Annotated in this window: 7 protein-coding genes and 1 pseudogene; all 8 read right to left on the reverse strand. The window is 75.0% G+C overall.

The genetic code is table 11. From position 1 onward, the window contains the following. Positions 1-26 precede the first annotated feature (26 nt). Positions 27-1,310, reverse strand: coding sequence for an MFS transporter (locus ACIRRH_RS24800; protein ID WP_403071271.1), 1,284 nt, complete (start codon positions 1,308-1,310; stop codon positions 27-29). Positions 1,311-1,440: 130 nt separating this feature from the next. Further along, positions 1,441-2,472, reverse strand: a complete 1,032-nt coding sequence (locus tag ACIRRH_RS24805) for a pyridoxal phosphate-dependent aminotransferase (RefSeq protein ID WP_403071274.1) — start codon at positions 2,470-2,472, stop codon at positions 1,441-1,443. Then, on the reverse strand, positions 2,472-3,518 hold the full coding sequence (locus tag ACIRRH_RS24810; protein WP_403071277.1) for an SAM-dependent methyltransferase: 1,047 nt from the start codon (positions 3,516-3,518) through the stop codon (positions 2,472-2,474). The genes ACIRRH_RS24805 and ACIRRH_RS24810 overlap by 1 nt, the downstream gene beginning before the upstream one ends. A 104-nt stretch (positions 3,519-3,622) precedes the next feature. Beyond that, positions 3,623-10,690: pseudogene (locus ACIRRH_RS24815) on the reverse strand (amino acid adenylation domain-containing protein); the annotation flags it as partial. Between the two features lie 137 nt (positions 10,691-10,827). Further along, positions 10,828-20,628 carry an amino acid adenylation domain-containing protein gene (locus ACIRRH_RS24820; protein ID WP_403071280.1) on the reverse strand — a complete coding sequence of 3,267 codons (9,801 nt, stop codon included), beginning with the start codon at positions 20,626-20,628 and terminating at the stop codon, positions 10,828-10,830. Positions 20,629-21,232: 604 nt separating this feature from the next. Continuing rightward, positions 21,233-21,445 carry an MbtH family protein gene (locus ACIRRH_RS24825; RefSeq protein ID WP_224276228.1) on the reverse strand — a complete coding sequence of 71 codons (213 nt, stop codon included), beginning with the start codon at positions 21,443-21,445 and terminating at the stop codon, positions 21,233-21,235. Positions 21,446-21,513: 68 nt separating this feature from the next. Beyond that, positions 21,514-21,672 (reverse strand): hypothetical protein, encoded by a 159-nt coding sequence (locus ACIRRH_RS24830; protein ID WP_403071283.1) that lies wholly within the window; start codon positions 21,670-21,672, stop codon positions 21,514-21,516. A gap of 185 nt (positions 21,673-21,857) precedes the next feature. Further along, positions 21,858-23,189 carry an IS256 family transposase gene (locus ACIRRH_RS24835; protein ID WP_403071286.1) on the reverse strand — a complete coding sequence of 444 codons (1,332 nt, stop codon included), beginning with the start codon at positions 23,187-23,189 and terminating at the stop codon, positions 21,858-21,860. Between the last annotated feature and the right edge of the window lie 8 nt (positions 23,190-23,197).

A 23,197-nucleotide genomic window follows, 5' to 3' on the forward strand; every position in this document is an offset into this window, starting at 1 on the left:
GGGTGGTGCGGGCGGATTGGTGCCGGTCAGGTGGACTGGAGATCCTTGGCGTCCTCCGGCTCGGCCGGGCCGTCGTCCTCGCCCTCGCCCTCGCCCTCGTTCTCGTTTCCGGGCTCGGTCTCCGGGGGCTCCGTCGGGGCCTCCGGCTTGCCGATCAGGTGGGCGGCCGCGAGCAGCGCGCCGACCGCCATCACGCCCAGCACCACCCGGAAGTCCAGGGCGGCCACCAGGCCGGAGCCGACGCCGACGGCCAGTGCCTGCGGCGCGGTGAGCGAGAGGTTGACGGCAGCCTGGGCGCGCCCCATCAGCTGCGGCGGGGTGGACGCCTGGGCGGCGGTGGCGAGCCCGACCATGGCGGCCGGGATGCCCGCGCCCGCGATCACCAGGCCGGCCGAGACCACGTACAGCGACGGGGTGAGCAGCAGGATCGTTCCGAGGCCGAACACCGCCGACCCCGCCATGACCGTCCGGCGCGGCCCGAGCCGGCCGATCAGCAGACCGCCGACGACCGAGCCGCCGAGCGCGCCGACGGCCTCGGTGGTCTCCAGCACGCCGAGGAACTGCGGCGAGCGGTGCAGCCCGTGCTGGGTCAGCGCGAACAGCACCGGCTGGAGCAGGCTCAGCACGAAGCCGGCGGCGGCGGTGGCCGCGACCAGCGGCCGGAGCCCGACCGAGCCGCGCAGGTGGACGAAGCCCGCCAGCACCTCGGTGCGCCAACGCAGGCCCGAGGGCTCCGGCTTGACCTCCTCCACCCGCAGGGTGAGGAAGCTCAGCGCGGCCAGCAGCAGCACGCCGAGGTCGGCCACGGCCACCACGTGCCCGCCGAACCAGCCGTAGAGGCCCGAGCCGAGCAGCGGCGCCACCAGGGTGGTGCCGGCCCGGGCGCTCTGGGTCAGCCCGGCCGCCGCGCCGAAGTCCTGACGCTCCGTCAGGATGCTGCGCAGCAGCGCGCTCTGCGCGGGGGCCAGGACGGCCCCGGCCAGGCCGCAGACCGTGGCGGTGCAGTAGATGATCCAGACCGTGTCCCGGCCGTCGACCAGCAGCAGCGGCAGCAGCGACACCGCCACCGCCAGGTTGACCCCGACCAGCAGCGGCTTGCGGCGGACCCGGTCGGCGAGCAGGCCGCCGAGCGGCAGCAGCAGCAGTGGCGCGGAGAAGCAGAACAGCACCAGACCGGCGGCGGAGTTGCTGCCGGTCAGCACCTTGGCCCAGATGCCGAGGGCGATGGAGAGGGCGCTGTCACCGAGGACGGACAGGGTCTGCCCGGCGAGGTAGCGCCGGAACTCCGGGCGGGCCAACAGCGGGTGCATGGCGGTTCCTTCGCTGCGCCGACGGCGCTTCGGGGTGTGCAGGGGCGTGCGGGGTGTGCAGGGGCGTGCGGTGGTGCAGGGCGCCCGGAGTGCGCCCTGACGCACGCGGGGTGCTCAGGGCGCGGGGCGGTCAGGGGGCGACGGGGTGGGCCGGGGCGAGCGGTGCGACGGCGGCGAAGCCCTCGATCAGCGCGTCGTTGGCGTCCTTCTCGCCGATGGCGACCCGGATGCCCCGGCCGGGGTAGTAGCGGACGGCCACGCCCAGGCGCTCCAGCTCCGCGCGCAGCGGGAGCTGGTCGCCGGGGGCGTCGACCCACAGGAAGTTGGTGACGCTGGGCGCCACCGTCCAGCCGAGCCGCAGCAGTTCGGCCTGGGTGCGTTCCCGCTCCGCGGTGATCTCGGCGATCCGCCGCGCCATCTCGTCCCCGGCGGCGACGGCGGCGAGCAGGCCCGCCTCCTGGAGCCGGTTCACCGCGTACGGCACCTGGTGGTCCCGCACCCGCTGGGCCACCGACTCCTGTGCCAGCGCGTAGCCGATCCGCAGCGCGGCGATGCCGTGCGACTTGGACAGGGTGCGCAGCACCACCAGGTTCGGCCACTCGGCGATCCGGGCCGGTACGTCCGGGGCCTGCCAGTCCGGGGCGAAGTCGACGTACGCCTCGTCGAGTAGGATCAGCGCGGTGGACGGCACCCGGCGGAAGAACTCCGTCAGCTCGGCCCAGGAGTAGACCGTGCCGGTCGGGTTGTGCGGGTTGCACAGCACGACGATCCGGGTGCGCCCGTCCATCCGCTCGGCCATCGCGGCCAGGTCGTGCCGGGCGTCGGGGCCGAGCGGGACCGGCCGGGCCTCGGCCCGGGCGATCTCGCAGAACAGCGGGTACGCGTCGAAGCAGGGCTCCGAGTGCACCACGTTGTCGCCGGGCTCGACCACCGCGTGGAAGAGGTCCAGTGCCACGCCCGCCGAGCCGTGGCCGACCACGACCTGGCCGGCCGGGACGCCCTGCCAGGCGGCGACGATCCCGGCGATCCGCTCCGGACGGAAGTCCGGGTAGCGGTGCAGGTCGGCACTGGCCTCGGCCAGCGCGGCCAGCACCGACGGCAGCGGAGGGTACGGGTGCTCGTTCTGCGCCAGCAGGTGTCTGGCGGTCGACGGGGCGGCCATCAGTCGGCCTGGAGGACGTAGAGCCAGGAGTGCGGGGTGGCCAGCGCCTCGACGCGGTCGATCCGCAGGCCGGCGTCGGTGAAGAGCTGCTCGTAGGTCGCCTTGGTGTGCAGCGGGACGCCCATCATCGCGTGCGCCAGCTCGAAGCCGACCGAGAAGACCGGCTGGGCGCCGTCGGAGGTGCCCGGGTCGCGCAGCATGGTGTCGCCGAGGACGAAGGTACGGGCCTTCGGGAAGGCCTCCCGCATCCGGGTGAAGATCGAGGAGCGGGTGGTCGGGTCGGCCAGCAGGTCGTGCAGCAGGAAGAAGCTCATCACGGTGTCGACCTCGGCCACCTCGGCGGCCTCGGCGTCGTTGTCGATCTGGGTGCCGAGCAGGCCCAGCACGTCCGCGCGGACGGCGGTGACCCGGTCCTGCATGCCGGCCTCGGCGATGTCGCGGCGGGCGATGTCGGTGGCCGGACGGCTGATGTCGATGCCCAGGCCCCGGCTGCCCTCGCGCTGCGAGACCACGCGGCGCACCCGGGCGGAGGTGCCGGAGCCCAGGTCGGCGATGGTGCGGAAGTCGATGCCGTTGAGAACGTCGGTCAGCTGCGCGGCGAACAGCGACTGGTCGCACTGGGCGGAGCCGAGGGCGACCATCGCCTCGTCGCGGAAGACGTCCTCGTTGTAGCGGTGGGTGCCGGCGCTCAGGTGGCCGGCGCGGCCGAACACGTCGTGGTAGCCGCCGACGGCCCAGGTGAAGTAGCCGCGCGCGGCGGCGATCTCCAGGCCGGCCTCGGTGGGCAGGTAGGCGTCGCCGTCGGCCTTGAGGTAGCCGTAGTCGGCGGCGGCGCGCAGCACGGCCTCGGTGCGGGCGGTGTCGCCGGCCCGGACGGTGGCCTCGGCGGCCGAGAGCGGCTCGCCGCGCCCGATCGTCTCCAGCAGGCCGATCCGGTCCAGCGCGAAGATCACGTTGGCGGCGATGAAGCCGTTGTAGGCGTCGGTCGAGGTGATCGGCGACGGGGTGATGCCACGCCAGGTGTCGGGGATGGCCGCAGTGGTCATGGTGGTGTCCGTTTCTCCGTGGGCGGACCGGGTGTGGTCCGCGTGGTGTGCGCAGGTCGGTCGCCTGCGGTCGGTAGGGGTGTCGAGTCGGTGGGTCGGACGGGTCAGGCAGTCAGGTGGGCGGCGAGCACCGGGCCGATGACGGCGAGTGCTTCGGAGCTCGTCATCGCGCCGTGGGTGCTCGGCACCTCGTGGACGTCGAGCCGACCGCCCAGGTGCGGGCGCCAGCTCTCCGGGTCGGGGGCGTCGGCCGGCCGGTCCTTGGCGGCGGTGAAGAACACCGCGTCGCCGTCGTAGCCGGGCAGCGGGAGCGTGTGGGACAGCTCGGCGTTGGCCTGGAAGACCGAGACCACCCGGGCCACCCCGGCGCCGCTGAGGCCGGCGAGCGGGCCCTCGCCGTCCCGGACGAGTGCGGCGTAGCCGTCCTCGTCCGCGGGCCAGGCGGTGACCTCCCCGGCCGGGTGGCCGAGCGAGTCGAGGATCACGGCGAGCTGCGCCGGGTCGTCCCGCCACTGCTCGGGGCCCGGCTCGCCGGTGCCCGGGTAGGCGTCCAGCAGGGCCAGCAGCCGGACCTCCTCGCCCTGTTCGCGCAGCAGCGCGGCGATCGCGTGGGCGACGGCCCCGCCGAAGGACCAGCCGAGCAGGGCGTACGGGCCCTCGGGGCGGACGGCGCGGATCCGCGCCAGGTAGGTCCGGGCCAGCTCCGCGACGGAGGCCGGGTGCGCGGTCGGGTCGGCCAGGCCGGGGGCCTGGAGGCCGTAGATCGGCTGTTCGGCGTCGAGGTGGCGCAGCAGGCCGGTGTAGACCCAGCTGATGCCGGCGGCCGGGTGGACGCAGAACAGCGGCGGGCGCGAGCCGCGGGTGCGGATCGGCAGCAGGACGGGGAAGTTCTCGGCGGCCGGGCCCTGGTCGAGCCGCTCGGCCAGCCGGGCGACGGTCGGCGCCTCGAACACCGCGCGGACGCCGATCTGCTCGCCCTCGCCGACCAGTTCGCGCAGGTCCGCGACCAGCCGGCCGGCCAGCAGCGAGTGCCCGCCCAGCTCGAAGAAGTTGTCGTCCACACCGACCTTCTCCAGCCCGAGCAGGTCGGCGAACAGACCGCAGAGCAGCTCCTCCCGGGGCGTCGCGGGCGCCCGTCCGGAGCCGAGCCAGGTGGTGTCGGGGGCCGGCAGGGCCGTGCGGTCGACCTTGCCGTTGGCGGTCAGCGGCAGGGCGTCCAGGGCGACGATCGCCGAGGGCACCATGTAGTCCGGCAGGGACGCGCCGACGTGGGCCCGCAGCGCGGCCTGGTCGACCGCCTGGCCCGGGTGGGCGACGGCGTAGCCGACCAGCCGGCGGTCGCCCGGGCGGTCCTCCCGGACCAGCACGAACGCCTGGGCCAGGGACGGGTGCCGGGCGAGCACGGCCTCGATCTCGCCGGGCTCGATCCGGAAGCCGCGGACCTTGACCTGGTGGTCGGTGCGGCCGAGGTACTCCAGGGTGCCGTCGGCCTGGCGGCGGACCAGGTCGCCCGAGCGGTACATCCGGCTGCCGGGGGCGCCGTACGGGTCGGCGACGAAGCGCTCGGCGCTCTGGCCCGGCCGGTTGAGGTAGCCGCGGGCCAGGCCGGCGCCCGCGATGTACAGCTCGCCCTCGACCCCGGCCGGGACGGGCTGGAGCGCGGCGTCCAGGACGTACAGCCGGGTGTCCGGGACGGGCCGGCCCATCGGCGGGGCGATCCGGCCGCTGAGCGGACTGCTCATGCTGGCGCAGACGGTGGACTCGGTCGGGCCGTAGGCGTTGACCATCCGCAGCCGGGCCGACCAGTGCTCGACCAGGTCGGGCGGGCAGGCCTCGCCGGCCACCACCAGGGTGGCGCCCGGCGGCAGCGCGTCCGGAGCGAGGACGGCCAGCGCGGTCGGCGGCAGGGTCAGGTGGGTGACGCCCTGTTCAGCGATCAGCTCGGTCAGCGCGGGCCCGGGCAGCAGCCGGTCGGCGTCGCCGAGGACGGCCCGGGCGCCGGTGAGCAGCGCCATGCCCAGCTCCCAGACGGCCGCGTCGAAGGACGGCGAGGCGAACAGCAGCACCCGGCTGTCCGGGGTGACGGCCAGGCCCCGGCGCTGGCCCTCCACCATGGCGGCGAGGCCGGTGTGGGTCACCACCACGCCCTTGGGGCGGCCGGTGGAGCCCGAGGTGTGGATGACGTACGCGGCCGAGTGCGGGGTGATCGCGGTGTCGGTGAGGTCGTGCGCCGGGTGGCCGGAGGCGTCCAGGTCCTCGATCAGCAGCCGCGGGACGGCGCTGTCGGCGAGCAGGCCGTCGGCCAGCGCCCTGCTGGTGAGGACCAGCGCGGGCTTGGCGTCGTCCAGCATGTAGGCGATCCGGTCGGCCGGGTAGCGCGGGTCCAGCGGCTGGAAGACCGCGCCGGCCTTGAGCACGGCGAGCTGGGCGACGATCAGCTCGATCGAGCGCTCCAGGGCGATCGCGACGAACCGCTCGGGGCCCGCGCCGTGTTCGGTCAGCAGTCGGGCGAAGCGGTTGGCGCGCTCGTTCAGCTCGCGGTAGGTGACCTGCACGGCGTCGAAGGAGAGCGCGACGGCGTCCGGGCGGGCGGCGGCCTGCGCCTCGAAGAGCGCCGGGAAGGTGCCGAGCGGGAGGTTCTCCCGGGTGTCGTTCCAGCCGGTGAGCAGCTGCTCCCGCTCCTGGGGCGCCAGCACCTCGACCCGGCCCACCCGCTGGTCCGGGTCGGCCAGCACCGCGCGCAGGGCGCGCTCGAAGCGGGCGGCCGTCGCCTCGGCGGTGGCCCGGTCGAACAGGTCGACGGCGTACTCCACCGTCAGGCCCAGGCCGGCGGGCGCTCCGGCCGCGTCGAAGCTCTCGCTGAAGGCGAAGGTCAGGTCGAACTTGGCGAGGTCGGAGTCCAGTTGTTCGACCCGGCCGGGCAGGCCGCCGAGGCTGATCTCCCCGGCGTCGCCGCCGGAGGTCAGCATCACCTGGCAGAGCGGGTGGCGGGCGGTCGAGCGCACCGGGTTGAGCAGCTCGACCAGCCGCTCGAAGGGCACGTCCTGGTGCTCGAAGGCGTCCAGGGTGGCGACCCGGACGCGCTCCACCAGCTCCCGGAAGGTGGGGTCGCCGGAGGTGTCGGTGCGCAGCACCAGGGTGTTGACGAAGAAGCCGACCAGGTCCTCCAGCGCCTCGTCGGTGCGCCCGGCCACCACGGTGCCGATCGGCAGGTCGGTGCCCGCGCCGATCCGGCCCAGCATGGTGGCCAGTGCGGCCTGCATCACCATGAACACGCTGGCCCGGCTCTGCTGCGCCGACTCGACCAGGGAGGCGTGGAGTGCGGCGTCCATCCGGAGCTCCACCGCGGCGCCCCGGCGGCTCGGGGCGGCGGTGCGGTGGCGGTCGAAGGGGAGCGTCAGCTCCTCCGGGAGGCCGGCCAGGGTGCGCTGCCAGTAGGCGAGTTGGTCGGTCAGCAGGGCGCTGGGCCGCTCGTCGGTGCCGAGCAGTTCGTGCTGCCAGAGGGTGTAGTCGGTGTACTGCACCGGCAGCGGCCGCCAGTCGGGGGCGGAGCCGGTGCGGCGGGCCTCGTAGGCCTCGGCGAGGTCGCGCAGCAGCGGGACCACGGACCAGCCGTCGGTGGCGATGTGGTGCATCAGCACCAGCAGGACGTGCTCGTCGTGCGGCAGCGAGAACAGGGTGGCGCGCACCGGCAGGTCGCGGGCGAGGTCGAAGACCTCCGACCCGGCCTCGGCCAGGGCCGCCCGGAGCTGCTCCTCGGTGGCCACCGGCACGGTGCGCAGCGGGAGTTCGGGGTTCTCCAGGAGCAGCTGGTGCGGCTGTCCGTCGGTGGTCGGGTAGACGGTGCGCAGCACCTCGTGGCGGTCGAGCACGTCCGCCAGGGCCGCCTGGAGGGCGCCGGCGTCGACCCGGCCGGTCAGCCGGACCGCGCACGGGGTGTTGTAGAGCGCGCTCGGCCCCTCGAACTGGTCGATGAACCAGAGGCGTTGCTGCGCGGGGGAGAGCGGGACGCGCTCGGGCCGCTCGACCGGCCGCAGGGCCGGACGGGCGGCGCCCGGGGCGGGCAGGGCGGCGGCCAGTGCGGCCACGCTGGGGGCGTCGAACAGCGCCCGGACGGGCAGTTCGGTGCCGAGCGCGGTGCGGATGCGGCTGACCAGCTTGGTGGCGAGCAGCGAGTGGCCGCCCAGGTCGAAGAAGCTGTCGTCGATCCCGATCCGGTCCAGCCCGAGGACGTCGGTGAAGAGTTCGCAGAGCGTGCGCTCGGTGTCGGTGCGCGGGGCGCGGCCCTCGGCCGCCCCGGTGTAGTCGGGGGCGGGCAGGGCGCGGCGGTCGACCTTGCCGTTGGCGGTCACCGGGAGGGCGTCGAGGACGACCACGGCGGCCGGGAGCATGTAGCCGGGCAGGGTGTCGGCGACGGCGGCGCGCAGCTCGGCGGCAGTGCCCCGGCCGGTGGCGTACACCACCAGGCGCTTGTCGCCGGGCTGGTCCTCGCGGACCACCGCGAAGGCCTGGCCGACGGCGGGCAGGGCGGTGAACGCGGCCTCCACCTCGCCGAGTTCGATCCGGAAGCCGCGGATCTTCACCTGGTCGTCGGCCCGGCCGAGGAACTCCAGCACGCCGTCGGCGGTCCAGCGGACCAGGTCGCCGGTGCGGTACATCCGGCTGCCGGGCTCGCCGAACGGGCAGGCCACGAAGCGCTCGGAGGTCAGGCCGGGGCGGCCGACGTAGCCGCGGGCCAGGCCGGCGCCGGCGATGTACAGCTCGCCGGCCACGCCGGCCGGCACCGGGCGCAGCGCGGTGTCCAGCACGTACGGCCGGGTGTTGGCCAGCGGGCGGCCGATCGGCACCACGGCCGGGACGGGATCGCCCGGGCTCATGGTGAAGGTGGTCTTGATGGCGGTGGTCTCGGTGGGCGCGTACACCGCGACCACGGAGGTGTCCGGGCAGGCCCGGTGGAGGCGGCGGACGGACTCCGGCGGGACGACGTCGCCGCCGGTCCACACCTGCCGGACGTGCCGGAAGGCGGCCGGGTCCTCGTCGGCCATCAGCCGCAACAGGCCGGACGGGGCCTGGACGAGGGTCACCCGGTGGGTGGTGATGGTCTCGGCGAGGCGGCGGATGTCCAGCTCGCCGGGCTCGGCGAGCACGATCGCCCCGCCGGTGACCAGCGGCGCCCAGATCTCGGTGGTGGAGGCGTCGAAGGCGGTGGGCGAGTGCAGCAGCACGCGCTCGTGGTGGCCGGCCCGGAAGTGCGGATTTCCCAGCAGGTCCACCACGTTGCGGTGGGTGACGGCGACGCCCTTGGGCACCCCGGTCGAGCCCGAGGTGTACATCACGTAGACCAGCTGGCCGGGCAGGACCGGTACGGCCGGGTTGCCCGCCGCGGGGGCCTCGGCGAGCAGCGCCCCGGTGACCTCGACGGTGGCGAAGCCCTCGGTGGCGAGCACCGGGTGGCCCTGGTGGGCCGGGTCGACGAGCAGCAGGCCGGTGCGGGTGTCGGCGAGGATGTGCTGGAGCCGGTCCAGCGGGTAGCGGTCGTCGAGCGGGACGTAGGTGCCGCCCGCCTTGGCGATCGCGAGGACGGCGGTGAGCAGCCCGGCGGAGCGCTCCATCAGCACCGCGACCGGCTGTTCGGTGGTCAGGCCACGCTCCAGCAGCAGGGCGGCGAGCCGGTTGGCACGGTCGTTCAGTTCGGCGTAGTCGAGCCGCTCGGTGCCGGAGACCAGGGCGAGGGCCTCGGGGGTGGCGGCGGCCTGGGCCTCGAACAGCCGGGGCAGGCTCTGCTCGGCGACCGGCGCGGCCGGTCCGTTCCAGCCGGTGAGCAGTTGCTCGCGCTCGGCCGGGTCGAGGATCTCGATGCCGCCGATCGGCGCGTCCGGGGTGGCCACGGCGGCGCGCAGGACGCGCAGCAGCCGCTCGGCGAGGGAGACGGCGGTGGCGTGGTCGAAGAGGTCGGCCGCGTAGTCGACGGCGGCGCGGACGCCCAGGCAGGTGCCGTCGGCCGCGAGCCGCTCGACGAAGTTGAAGTTGAGGTCGAACTGGGCCTGGGCCTCGCCGACCTCGACCGGGATGCCCACCGCGGCGCCGAAGGCGAGGTCGCCGTCCCGCTCCGCGTTCAGGGTGACGACGGTCTGGAAGAGCGGGTGGCGGGCGGGGGTGCGGGTCGGGTTGAGGTGTTCGACCAGGCGCTCGAAGGGGATGTCCTGGTGGTCGTAGGCGTCCAGGTCGGCGCGTCGGACCCGGTCGAGCAGCTCCCGGAAGGTGGGGTCGCCGCTGGTGTCGGTGCGCAGCAGCAGGGTGTTGACGAAGAAGCCGACCAGGTCGTCGAGGGCCTCGTCGGTGCGGCCGGCGACGGGGGTGCCGAGGGGCAGGTCGGTGCCGGCGCCGAGGCGGGTGTAGAGGGTGGCGACCGCGGCCTGCAGCGCCATGAACAGGCTGGCGTGCCGGCTGGAGGCCAACTCGGTGAGTGCGGAGTGCAGTTCGGCGTCGATCTCGAAGTCGGCGGCGCCGCCGCGGCGGCTCGGCAGGGCCGGGCGCGCACGGTCGTAGGGGAGCGCCAGCTCTTCCGGCATTCCGGACAGCTCCTGCTGCCAGTGGGCGAGTTGCAGGAAGACGACGCTCTCCGGGTCGTCCTCCTCGCCGAGCAGTTCGCGCTGCCAGAGGGTGTAGTCGGCGTACTGCACCGGCAGCGGCTCCCACTGCGGGTCGGTGCCGGCCAGCCGGGCGCGGTACGCCTCGGCGAGGTCGCGGAAGAGCGGGGCGACCGACCAGCCGTCGCTGGCGATGTGGTGGGTGAGCAGCAGCAGGACGTGCTCGTCCTTCGCGGGCATGGCGTACAGCCAGGCCCGGACGGGCAGGTCGGCACTCAGGTCGAAGACCTGCCCGGCGGCCTCGCGCATCAGTGCGTGCAGCTCGGCCTCGTCGGCCACCGGCACCCGGTGCAGCGGCGGGCGCCCCTCGGTGAGGATGCGCTGGTAGGGCTGGCCGTCGGTGGTGGGGAAGACGGTGCGCAGCACCTCGTGCCGGTCCACCACGTCCCCGAGCGCGCCTTCGAGGGCGGCGGCGTCGAGCGCGCCGGTCAGCCGGAGGGCGAACGGAGTGTTGTAGAGGGCGCTCGGGCCCTCGAACTGTTCGATGAACCAGAGTCGCTGCTGGGCGAACGACAACGGGATCAAGGTCTGCCTCCGACTGGCGACGTACGGCTGCTGTGGCTGGTGGCTGCTGTGACAGGTAGGGGGGCGGCGGTCGTGCGGCGGGGGCGGGCCGCGCCACCGGTGGGACCGGTGGGCGGGCCCGCGTCCCGTCGCGGTCAGGCTTGGGCGCCGGGGCGGCGCATCGGCCGCAGGGCCGGGCGGGCCTTCTTCGGGGCGGGCGCCTCTTCGCCCCCGGGCAGGACGGCGGCGAGGGCGGCGACCGTGGGTGCGTCGAACAGCGTGCGGATCGGCAGCTCCGCGCCGAGGGTGGCGCGGATGCGGCTGACCAGCCGGGTGGCGAGCAGGGAGTGGCCGCCGAGGTCGAAGAACCGGTCGTCGATGCTGACCGCCGGCACGCCCAGCACCTCGGCGAACAGGGCGCAGAGTTCCCGCTCGCGCTCGGTGCGCGGGGCGCGGCCCTCGGCCGCCCCGGCGTACTCGGGCGCGGGCAGGGCCCGGCGGTCGACCTTGCCGTTGGCCGTGACCGGCAGGCTGTCCAGGACGACCACGGCGGCCGGGAGCATGTAGCCGGCGAGGCGGTCCGCGACGAAGGCGCGCAGTTCGCCGTCGGTGGCCTTGCCGGTGGCGTACACCACCAGGCGCTTGTCGCCCGGCTGGTCCTCGCGGACCACCGCGAGCGCCTGGCCGACGCTCTCGTGGGCGGTGAACGCGGCTTCCACCTCGCCGAGTTCGATCCGGAAGCCGCGGATCTTCACCTGGTCGTCGGCCCGGCCGAGGAACTCCAGGACGCCTCCCCCAGCCTCCGGCCGGGGGGACCCCCATGCCGTCCAGCGGGCGAGGTCGCCGGTGCGGTACATACGGCTGCCCCGTCCGTCGAAGGGACAGGCGACGAAGCGCTCGGCGCTGAGCGCCGGGCGGCCGATGTAGCCGCGGGCCAGGCCGGCCCCGGCGATGTACAGCTCGCCCGCCACGCCGGCCGGCACCGGCTGCAGTCCGGCGTCCAGCACGTACAGCCGGGTGTTGGCCAGCGGGCGCCCGATCGGCACCGTGCTCGGCACCGCCGTGGCGTCGGGCATCGGGTACTGGGTGGCGCACAGGGTGGTCTCGGTCGGCCCGTACAGGGCCCGCACCGCGATGCCCGGGACGGCCTCCAGCACCCGGCGCACGGCCGGGGCGGAGACCACGTCACCGCCGGTCAGCACCTCGCGCACGCCGGCGAAGATGCCCGGGTCCTCCTCCGCGATGACCCGGAACAGGCCGGCGGTGACGTGCACGTGGGTGAGTGCGTGGACCCGGACCAGCTCGCGGATGGCGGCCGCGTCCAGGTCGCCCTGGGGCGCGACGACCACCTGGCCGCCGGAGAGCAGCGGCACCCAGATCTCGTAGGTCGAGGCGTCGAAGGCGTGCGGTGCGTGGAACAGCACCCGCAGGCCCTCGTCGTGCCGCCAGCACGGGTCGGTGGCGAGCTGCACCACGTCCCGGTGGCTGATCGCGATGCCCTTGGGCTCCCCGGTGGAGCCGGAGGTGAACATCACGTACGCGAGCTGTTCCGGGTGGGGCGCGGCCCGGTGGGCGCGCCGCTCGCGCGGCCCGTCGAACCAGCCCTCGGTGAGCGGCAGGACGGGGCAGGGGGCGTCGGTGGCCAGCGGGTGGTCGCGGTGCGCCGGGTCGACCAGGACGAGCGCCGCGGCCGTCTGGGCGGTGATCCGGCGCAGCCGCTCGGCCGGGTGCCGGTCGTCCAGCGGGACGTAGCTGCCGCCCGCCTTGGCGACCGCGATGATCGCCACCAGCAGGTCGGCGCAGCGGTCCATCAGCAGGACCACCGGCGTCTCGGGGCCGACCCCGGCGCCGGCCAGGTGGGCCGCCAGGTGCTCGGCCCGGGAGTCCAGTTCGGCGTAGCTGAGGGTGCCGTCCTCGGAGACCACGGCCGGCGCGTCGGGGGTGGCGGCGGCTTGCGCCTCGAACAGCTCCGGCAGGGTCGCGTCCGGGACGGGCGCGGCGGTGTCGTTCCAGCCGGTGAGCAGCTGCTCGCGCTCGGCCGGGTCGAGGATCTCGATGCCGCCGATCGGCGCGTCCGGGGTGGCCACGGCGGCACGCAGCACCCGCAGCAGGCGCTCGCCGAGGGCGGCCACGGTGGCGTGGTCGAAGAGGTCGACCGCGTACTCGACCGCCACCGTCAGGCCCGCCTGCGGGCCCTGCTCGGTGAAGCGGAAGGACAGGTCGAACTTGGCCACGTCCAGCTCGAAGGGGTGCTCCGCGCAGCCCAGGTCGCCGAACGAGGCCGGCACCGTGACCCGGCTCTCCAGCGCCACCAGGGTCTGGAAGAGCGGGTGGCGGGCGGGGGTGCGGGTCGGGTTGAGGTGTTCGACCAGGCGCTCGAAGGGGATGTCCTGGTGGTCGTAGGCGTCCAGGTCGGTGCGTCGGACCCGGTCCAGCAGCTCCCGGAAGGTGGGGTCGCCGGAGGTGTCGGTGCGCAGCAGCAGGGTGTTGACGAAGAAGCCGACCAGGTCGTCCAGGGCCTCGTCGGTGCGGCCGGCGACGGGGGTGCCGAGCGGCAGGTCGGTGCCGGCGCCGAGGCGGGTGTAGAGGGTGGCGACCGCGGCCTGCAGTGCCATGAACAGGCTGGCGTTCTGCGCGGCCGCCAACTCGCCGAGCCTGCCGTGCAGTTCGGCATCGACGGCGACCTCCACCAGGCCGCCCCGGTGCCCCGGTACGGCCGGGCGCGGACGGTCGTAGGGCAGCGCCAGCTCCTCCGGGGCGTCGGCCAGGGCCTGCTGCCAGTAGGCGATTTGGTCGGTCAGCAGGGCGCTGGGCTGCTCGTCGGTGCCGAGCAGTTCGCGCTGCCAGAGGGTGTAGTCGGCGTACTGCACCGGCAGTGGCGCCCGGGTGGGCGCGGTGCCGGTGCGGCGGGCCTCGTACGCCTCGGCGAGGTCGCGGAAGAGCGGGGCGACCGACCAGCCGTCGCTGGCGATGTGGTGCATCAGGACCAGCAGGACGTGCTCGTCGTGCGGCAGCGACAGCAGGGTGGCGCGTACCGGCAGGTCGTGGGCGAGGTCGAAGACCTCCTCGCCGGCCGCGACCAGCGCGGTCCGCAGCTGCGCCTCGTCGGCCACCCGCACCTGGCGCAGGGCCGACTCGTCGGCCTCGGCGACCACCTGGTGCGGCTGTCCGTCGGTGGTCGGGAAGACGGTGCGCAGCACCTCGTGCCGCCGCACCACGTCCCGGAGCGCCTGCTCCAGGGCGGGGACGTCGACGGCGCCGGTGAGCCGGACCGCGACGGGGGTGTTGTAGAGCGCGCTCGGGCCCTCGAACTGCTCGATGAACCACAGGCGCTGCTGGGCGGAGGAGAGCGGCACGCGCTCCGGCCGCTCGGCCGGCCGCAGGGCCGGGCGGGCCGCCGCGGAGTCGGGCAGTGCGGCGGCGAGCAGGGCCACCGTCGGGTTGTCGAAGAGCGTGCGGATCGGCAGCTCGGCGCCGAGGCCGGCGCGGATGCGGCTGACCAGCTTGGTGGCCAGCAGCGAGTGCCCGCCGCGGTCGAAGAAGTTGTCGTCGATGCTGATCCGGGTGAGCCCGAGGACCTCGGCGAACAGCTCGCACAGGGCCTGCTCGGTGGCGTTGCGCGGCTCGCGCCCGCCGTCGGCGCCGTTGTAGTCGGGCGCGGGCAGGGCCTTGCGGTCCACCTTGCCGTTGGGGTTCACCGGCAGCTCGTCGAGGACGACGATGGCGGCCGGCAGCATGTAGCCGGGCAGCCGGTCGGTGACGAAGCCGCGCAGCTCGTCGGCCCGCACCTCGCCGGTGACGTACGCGACCAGGCGCTTGTCGCCCGGCTGGTCCTGGCGGACCGCCACGCAGACCTGGCCGACCGCCGGGTGGGCGGTGAACGCCGCCTCCACCTCGCCGAGTTCGATCCGGAAGCCGCGCAGCTTGACCTGGTCGTCCGCTCGGCCGACGAACTCCAGTTCGCCGGTGGGGGTCCAGCGCACCACGTCGCCGGTGCGGTACATCCGGCCGCCGGGCTCGCCGAACGGGCAGGCCACGAAGCGCTCGGAGGTCAGGCCGGGACGGCGGACGTAGCCGCGGGCCAGGCCGGAGCCGCCGATGTACAGCTCGCCGGGCACGCCGGCCGGCACCGGGCGCAGCCCGGAGTCCAGCACGTACAGCCGGTTGTTGGGCAGCGGGCGGCCGATCGGCACGATGTTCGGCACCTCGGCGGCCGAGGTCATCGGGAAGTGCGTCGCGAAGGTGGTCGTCTCGGTCGGCCCGTAGACGTTGATCAGCCGCAGTCCGGGGCAGCTGTCCAGCACCCGCCGCATGGCGACCGGCGAGGCGATGTCCCCGCCCGTCCACACCTCGTGCAGCCCGGTGAAGGTCTCCGGGGCCTCGGCGGCCAGCACGTTGAAGAGGCCGACGCTGATCCAGGCGGAGGTGGTCCGCTCGTGGCCGATCACCGCCGCCAGCTCGGCGATGCCGAGCCGGCCGGCCGGGGCGATCACCAGCTGGCCGCCGGAGAGCAGCGGGGTCCAGATCTCGTAGGTGGAGGCGTCGAAGGCGGAGGGCGCGTGCACGGGCAGCCGCTCGTGGCCGCCGCCGGTGAACTGGCCGCCGAGCGCGAGGTCCACCACCCCGCGGTGGGTGATGGCGATGCCCTTGGGCACGCCGGTCGAGCCGGAGGTGTGCATCACGTACACCAACTGGTCGGCGCGCTGCGGCAGTCCGAGGTTCTCGGGGTGCTCCTCGGCCTGCGGGGCGAGCACCGTCAGTCCGTCCAGCGCGGGGTGCTCGCGGTGCTCGGCGTCGGCCAGCACCAGCTCGGCCCCGGCGTCCGCGAGGACGGTCCGCAGCCGGTCCGTCGGCTGGGCGTCGTCCAGCGGCACGTAGAGGCCGCCGGCCTTGAGCACGGCCAGGATCGCCACCACCTGGGCGGCCGAGCGGTCGATCATCAGCGCGACCGGCGTCTCCCGGACGACCCCGGCCTCGACCAGCCGCAGCGCCAGGCCGTTGGCCCGGGCGTTGAGCTGGGCGTAGGTCAGCTCGGCGTCGTCGGCGGTGAGCGCGACCGCGTCCGGGGTCGCGGCGACCCGCGCCTCGAACAGCTCGGGCAGCGAGCCCTCCGGCAGCGGGGTGCTGGTGCCGCTCCACTCGGTGGTCAGCTCGGCGCGCTCGGCCGCGGTCAACACCTCGACGGTGCCGACGAGTTCGGCCGGGTCGGCGACGATCCGGTCGAGCAGGGCCAGGAAGCGGTCCAGCAGGGCGCGGGCCTCGTCGGCGGTGAAGGCGTCCGGCTGGTGGTCCAGTCGCAGCTGGAGGCCGTCGCCGGGGGTGAGGGCCAGCACCAGCGGGTAGTGGGCGCTGTCGACGTCCTCGACCAGGGTGACGTGGGTGGCGCCGCTCGGGTCGGCGTCGTCCAGGGCGGACGGGTCCGGGTAGTTGCCGTACACCGTGACGGTGTCGAACAGGCTGCCCATTTTGGCGAGTTGCTGGATCTCGGTGAGGCTGAGGTGCTGGTGGTCCAGCAGCGCGGACTGCTCGTGCTGCAGGCGCAGCAGCAGCTGGCCCCAGCTCTCCGTCTGGTCCAGGCGCACCCGCACCGGCACGGTGTTGATGAGCAGGCCCATCATCCGCTCCACGCCCGGCAGGTCGTGCGGCCGGCCGGAGACGGTGGTGCCGAACAGCACGTCCTCGCGTCCGGTGAGCCGGGCCAGCAGCACGCCCCAGGCCGCCTGGACCAGGGTGTTGAGGGTGACGCCGTAGCGGCGGGCGGTGCGGGACAGCGCCTCGGTGGTCTGCGGGGTGAGCCCGGTGTGCAGGCGCAGTGGCAGCTGCGGGGTGGCGGCGGAGCGGCCGGGGGCGAGCAGGGTGGGCTCGTCGGCGCCGGCCAGCGCCTGGGCCCAGGCGGCCCGGGCGGCCGCGCCGTCGCGCCGGGTGATCCAACGCAGGTACTCGCGGTACGGGGCCGCCGGGGCCATCGGCTGCTCGAAGTACAGGCCCCACAGTTCCTCGGCGAACAGCGGGGTGGACCAGCCGTCCAGCAGGATGTGGTGCGCGGAGGCGATCAGCTGGTGGCGCTCGGGGGCGAGCCGGAGCAGGGTGTAGCGCAGCAGCGGGGGGCGGTCGAGGTCGAAGCGGCGGCCGTACTCGGCGGCGGCGATCCTTGCGGCCTGGGCCCGCGGGTCGGCGTGGGAGGTCAGGTCGACGACGGTGAAGGGCAGGTCGACGCCGTCCGGGACGACCTGCACGGGCGGGCCGTCGTGCCGCTGGTGGAACGCGGCCCTGAGGTTCGGCTGGCGGGTCAGCAGCGCCTCGGCGGCGGCGCGCAGCCGGTCGGCGTCCAGCGGGCCGGCGACGTCGAAGGTCACGACCGAGGTGTAGACGTCGGCGCCGTCGGCGTCGTACGCCGAGTGGAAGGCCATGCCCTGCTGGAGCGGCGAGGTGGGCCAGACGTCCACCAGACGGGCGGGGGCGTGGTGGGCGGCGAGCTCGTCCAGCTCGTCCTGGGTGACACCGACCAGCGGGAAGTCGGAGGGGGTGTGCCCGCCCGCGTCCGGCCGCTCGGCGTGCTCGGCGAGCGCGCCCAGCGCGGCGAACCAGGCCTCGGCGAGGGCGCGCACCCGCTCCTCGGAGAGCAGCCCGGTGGCGTAGGACCACTGGGCGACCAGCAGCGGGCCCTGCGGGGTGTCCACGGTGGTGGCGTCCAGGCCGAGCACCCGGCCGAGCGCGAGGCCGGTCGCGGCGCCCTCGGTCATCGCCTCCGTCCCGGCGAGCACGTCCTCGGCGGTGACGCCCTCGGGCGCGAAGCGGCCCAGGTAGTTGAACTCGATCTGCGGGTCGGCGTAGCCGTCGAGGACGGCGGCGGTGTCCGGGTTGAGGTGGCGCAGCAGACCGAAGCCGATGCCGTTGTCCGGGACGGCGCGCAGTTGCTCCTTCACCCGGCCGAGGGCCCGGCCGAGTTCGGCGCCGGCCGCGGTGACCTCGGACCAGGGCAGCGCCCCGGGGGCGAGCCGGACGGGGTAGACGGAGGTGAACCAGCCGGCGGTGCGGTGCAGGTCGACGCCGTCGACGATCTCCTCGCGGCCGTGGCCCTCCACGGTGACCAGCACGGCGCCGCCGGGCCCGGTGGTCTCCTGGCCGCGCCAGTGGCCGAGGGCCAGCGCCAGCCCGGTCAGCAGCACGTCGTTGACCTGGGCGTGGTACGCGGCGGTGACCTTGGTGAGCAGCGCCCGGGTGGTCTCTGCGGGCAGCACCAGTCGCAGCAGGCCCTCGGTGGCGTAGGTGTCCTGCGCCGGGTCGAGCGGGCGGTCGCCGAGCAGCGGGTCCGGGGTGGCCAACGCGGCCTCCCAGAGCGGGAGTTCGGCGGCCCGGCGCTCGGTCTGCGCCTCGGCGGTGAGCCGCTGGGCCCAGCGGCGGAAGGAGGTCGGCACCGGCGCGAGTTCGACGGCGCGGCCCTCGCGCAGCGCGGCGAGCGCGCCGAGCAGGTCCTCCTCGACGATGCGCCAGGTGACGCCGTCCACCACCAGGTGGTGGATCACCAGCAGCAGCTGCGAGGGCAGTTCGGGCCCGGCGTCGAAGCGCACGGCCCGGACCATCCGGCCGTCCTCGGGCGACAGGCGCTCGCGGGCGGCCTCGGTCTCGGCACGCAGCGCCTCCGCGGTGGCCCGGCCCTCGACCCGGCGCAGCACGCCGTCGGCGGGGACGGTGCCGGGCTCGGGCACGTGCAACGTCCAGGGGCGCTCGGCGAGCGGGGAGGTGCGGGCGCGGAACAGGTCGTGGTGGTCGAGCAGGGCCTGGACGGCGGTGGTCAGGTGCTCCTGCGTCGTGCCGGCGGGCAGGGTGAGCAGGGTGGACTGGTAGAAGCTCTCGACCGTGCCGTGCTGCGCGGCCAGCCAGTGCACGATGGGCGTCGGGGGCACCTCGCCGAGACCGGCCCCGGCGGGCTCGACGACGACCGGCCCCTCCAGCGGACGGGCGATCTGCGCCAGCGCCTCGACGGTCGGGGCGAGGAACACCTCGCGCGGAGTGAGCTGGAGGCCCGCGTGCCGGGCCCGGGAGACCAGCTGGATGGCCACGATGGAGTCGCCGCCGAGCTCGAAGAAGGAGTCCGTGACGCCCACCCGGGGCAGGCCCAGCACCTCGCCGAACAGCCGGACCAGGGTGTGCTCCAGCTCCCCGACGGGGGCCCGGCCGTCCTCCTCGCCGGCGCCGAACACCGGCGCCGGCAGGGCCCGCTTGTCCACCTTGCCGTTGGGCGTGAGCGGCAGCCGGTCGAGCACCACGACGGTGGGCACCATGTGGTCGGGCAGCCGCTCGGCGCAGTACGCCCGCAGCTCGGCCGGGTCGGCGGCACCGACGGTGTAGCCGACCAGGCGGCGCTCGCCCGGGCGGTCCTCGCGGACCAGCACCACGGCCTGGCGCACCTCGGGGTGGGCGGAGAGGGTCTGCTCGATCTCGCCGAGCTCCACCCGGAAGCCGCGGATCTTCACCTGGTCGTCGGCCCGGCCGAGGAAGTCCAGCTGGCCGTCCGGGCGGTAGCTGCCGAGGTCGCCGGTGCGGTACATCCGCTCGCCGGGGGCGCCGTACGGGTCGGCCACGAAGCGCTCGGCGGTCAGGCCCGGGCGGTTCAGGTAGCCGCGGGCCAGGTGCGGGCCGGCGAGGTACAGCTCGCCCACGGTGCCCGGCTCGACCGGGCGCAGCCGCTCGTCCAGCACGTGGATGCGCACGTCCTGGCAGGGGCGGCCGATCGGGGGCTGCTCCTCGCCGGTGAGCGGCTCGCTCATGCTGACGATGACGGTGGCCTCGGTGGGCCCGTAGCTGTTGAGCATCAGCCGGCCGCGGCCGCAGCGGGCGGCCAGCTCGCGGGAGACCGCCTCGCCGCCGCCGATCAGGGTGCGCAGCGAGGGCATCGGCAGGTCGGGCAGGGTGGAGATCATCGCGGTGGCGACATCGGCGTGGGTGACGCCGTACTGGTCGATCAGGGCGGCCAGCGCCTCGCCGACCAGCTGGCTCTGCTCGCGCGGCAGCACCAGGGCGGCGCCGGTGGTGAGCGCCACGGACAGGTCGGAGACCGAGACGTCGAAGCTGAGCGAGGAGGCCTGGAGCACCCGGCTGCCGGGGCCGACCCCGGTGGCGGCGACCTGGGTGCCGACCATGCTGGGCAGCCCGGTGTGGGTGACGGCCACCCCCTTGGGCACGCCGGTGGAGCCGGAGGTGTAGATGACGTACGCGGTGTTCAGGGCGCTCACCGGCCGGACCCGCTCGGCGGCGGCGAACCGGTCCCCGGACTGCGCGGCCAGCTCGGCCCGGTGCTCGGCGGAGTCGAGCAGCAGCCGGGGGGCGCCGGTCCCGGGCAGGTGTCCGGCGGCCTCGGCGGTGGTGAGCACCAGGGCGGCGCGGGAGTCGGTCAGCATGTGGCGCAGGCGCTCGGCCGGGTAGGCAGGGTCGGCGGGCAGCCAGGCGGCGCCGGTCTTGGCGACGGCGAGGATCGCGGTGATCGCCTCGGGGGACTTCGGCAGGGCCAGCGCCACGACGTCCTCGGTGCCCAGGCCGCGGGCGGCCAGCACCCGGGCCAGCCGGTTGGCGCGGGCGTCCAGCTCGGCGTACGTGAGGGTGGTGCCCTCGGCGTACAGCGCGGGGGCGTCCGGGGTGCGGGCGACCTGGGCGTCGACCAGCTCGGTGAGGGTCGGACGGGCGTCGGGACGGGCCGGCACCGCGTCGGCCAGCCGGGCGGCCAGCGCTGCCGGGGTGGGGGCGTCGGACAGGGCGGGCAGCTCCAGGCGGACGCCGAACTCGGCGTGCACGCGGGCCAGCAGCCGCTCGGCGGCCGCCTGGTCGCCGCCCAGGTCGTAGAAGCCCGCCGCGGGGTCGACCGACTCCCGGCCGAGCACCTCCGCGAACAGTCGGCACAGGACCTCGGCTGCTTCCGGCCGCTGCTCGGCTCTGTGCGTCTGCTGGACCCCGGACATGTGACTCTCTCCCTCGTGCGGCTGGCTCCCGCGGTGGCGGGAGCGGCTTGCTGGGTTGACCTCGGGGCGGTCGGCCCGGCGGTCGGCGGAGCGATGTTGCGGTCGTCTTGCGGTGCTGCGGTGCTGCGGCGCTTGCGGTGCTGTGGTGTCGCCGTGTGCTTCGTGTGACGGCCGTGCGGCGCGTGGGTGCGGTGCGGCGGTGCCGGGGGTGGTGGCGCGCCGGTGCCGTTCGATGCACGCGCGTAGACGGCGGACATGGGACTGCGCCGACGGCGTGACGGTGCGGCCGCGCGGCGGTGGGGTGGTGCGATGGGGTGGTGAGGCGGTGTCGGCGGACTCCGTGGTGCGGTGTGCCGACGACCGGGGGCGGCCGGGTGAGCGGCGGCCGGGCGGGCGGGTGGTGCGCCGGGCGAGCGGCGGATCCCCGTTGCCGCGTTCGGTGCTGCTGTGCTGTTGTGCTGCGTCGGTTCGGTGCCGCGGGCGTTCCGTGCCGCGGGCGGTCCGGTGCCGAGGAGGTGCGGCCCGGGTGGGGGCCGCCCGGTGCGGGCGCCGGCGTGGAAGCGGTGGTGTCAGCGGTCCGACGGCCGGGGTGCGGTGGCGGCGGTCAGCTCTCGGCCAGGTGGGCGATCAGGCTCTTCGGCCGCAGGTCCTGCCAGTTCTGCTCGACGTAGTCGAGGCAGTCCTGCCGCCCGGCGGCACCGAACACCTGCTGCCAGCCGGCGGGCACCGGGCTGAAGGCCGGCCACAGCGAGTGCTGGCCCTCGTCGTTCACCAGGACGAGGTAGCTGGCCTCGGCATCCTCGAAGGGGTTCGCCATTGTCGGTTCCTCTCTGTTTTCAGAGCAGTGCGAGGAGGGGAGGAGCGGGGAGCAACCGGAGGCGCGGCTCACGGACCCCAACCGGAGTCTTCGAGGGGCGCGTTGCGGGCGGTGACGGAAACCGTGGACAAGTGCGGCTGGGCATGGAGTTGGAGGCCCACCAGGGCGGTCAGCAGAACGGCGAGCATCCCGAGCGTCTTGTGGACGCGAACGGCAAGGCTTGGCATCGCGAAATCCTCTTCCTGAGGAGGGCGGTCTGCCCTCTTCGCTCTGAAATGCATCCTGCCGAAGGCCCAAACGCGCGTGGAAGCTCTGGCTGTGATCGTGAACACGCAATGCGGGAACCGGAAGCCTGGGCAGATCGTGTCAAAAGCAGACAGACATGATCCAAGTCGCACCTGGCGCTGTCAGATCAGTGGTGGGAACTCCTCAGGCGCGGGGGACATCGCAGCGAGGAAACGGGCACTGCGGTGCGCCGGAACGAGCCCCGGCGCAGCTCCTCCCGGACGGCGGGCCAGTCCTCGACCCATGACCGGTCCGCCCCGGCCGGCGACTCCAGGGCGAGCGTCGCCAGATAGGCGCGCTTGAGCGCGGCCCGTTCGTCCTGCACCCGGCCCGCGGCCTGCTCGATCCGGCGCAGCCGGGCGTGCAGCCGCTCCAGCGCGCCCCCGCCCGTCAACAGCCGCCGCGCCTCGGGGCCGAATCGGAAGCCGGGGGCCAGCAGCGGCCAGGCCGACCGCCACACCCGGAACACCTCACGGTGGCTCGGCCCCCACTCCCGCTCGGCCCGGGACAGCCGCTCCAGCGCCGCGGCCTCGGTGGGCGCCGTACAGGTCTCGCGCAGCGCCCGGGAGAGCGCGCCCCAGTCCTCGCCCGGCGCGTGCCGCAGCGCCGCGTGCAGCAGATGCGCCACCGAACCGTGCACCACCGTGTGCGGCCACTGCTCGGCCGCCGCCTCGGCCAGCACCGCACCGGTGCCGCCGACCAGAACCCAGACCTCCCGCACCCCGCGCTCGGCGAGCCCGGCCAGCACCTGCGGCCACTGCTCCCCGTCCGCGGCCGGCCACAGGCCCAGCACCTCGCGCCGGCCCTCGACGGAGATCCCGAGCGCGAGGTGCACCAGCGGCCCGCCCGAACGGCCGCTGCGCACCGAGTCGACGAAGACCACCGGGTAGACCGGGTCGAGCTGCCGCCCGCGCCGCTCGGCGAGCTCGTCGAGCACCTGGTCGGTGATGGCCGAGACGGTCTCCCGGCTGAGCTCCACGCCGTACACCTCGGCCAGGTGCGCCACCAGCTCGCCCGAGCTGAGGCCGCGCGCGGTCAGCGAGATCACCAGCCGGTCGAGCCCGGGCAGCCGACGGGCCCGGGGGAGGACGGCCTTGGGGGTGAAGCTGCCCTCGCGGTCCCGGGGCACCCGCACCTCGACCGGACCGATCTCGGTGAGCAGCCGTCTGGCCCGGGCGCCGTTACGGCCGTTGGTGCCGGAACCGGTGCCGGAACTGGAACCGGAGCCGGGACCGGCGTTGGAACCGGAACCGCTCAGGTGCTCCTGGAGTTCGAGCTCCAGGGCGCCCTCGATCAGCTGCTTGGCGAAGGCCTGGAGGATCCCGCCGTCGCCCAGCAGCCGTACCGCGCCGGAGCCGACCTGCGCGGCGGCGGCCTCCGCCAACTGTCGTACCAGGCGCTGGTCCACCAGGCCGGCGAGGGCGGCGGACGGCGCCGCCGGGTCGGAATCAGCTCGCAACTGGGGGT

It is taken from the genome of Kitasatospora sp. NPDC101235 (assembly GCF_044767505.1).
Classification (GTDB): Bacteria; Actinomycetota; Actinomycetes; order Streptomycetales; family Streptomycetaceae; genus Kitasatospora.

Excerpts from the sequence above, each read along its gene's own strand:
- ACIRRH_RS24800 (WP_403071271.1), bottom strand. The coding sequence starts at position 1,310 with ATGCACCCGCTGTTGGCCCGCCCGGAGTTCCGGCGCTACCTCGCCGGG.
- ACIRRH_RS24805 (WP_403071274.1), bottom strand. The coding sequence starts at position 2,472 with ATGGCCGCCCCGTCGACCGCCAGACACCTGCTGGCGCAGAACGAGCAC.
- ACIRRH_RS24810 (WP_403071277.1), bottom strand. The coding sequence starts at position 3,518 with ATGACCACTGCGGCCATCCCCGACACCTGGCGTGGCATCACCCCGTCG.
- ACIRRH_RS24820 (WP_403071280.1), bottom strand. The coding sequence starts at position 20,628 with ATGTCCGGGGTCCAGCAGACGCACAGAGCCGAGCAGCGGCCGGAAGCA.
- ACIRRH_RS24825 (WP_224276228.1), bottom strand. The coding sequence starts at position 21,445 with ATGGCGAACCCCTTCGAGGATGCCGAGGCCAGCTACCTCGTCCTGGTG.
- ACIRRH_RS24830 (WP_403071283.1), bottom strand. The coding sequence starts at position 21,672 with ATGCCAAGCCTTGCCGTTCGCGTCCACAAGACGCTCGGGATGCTCGCC.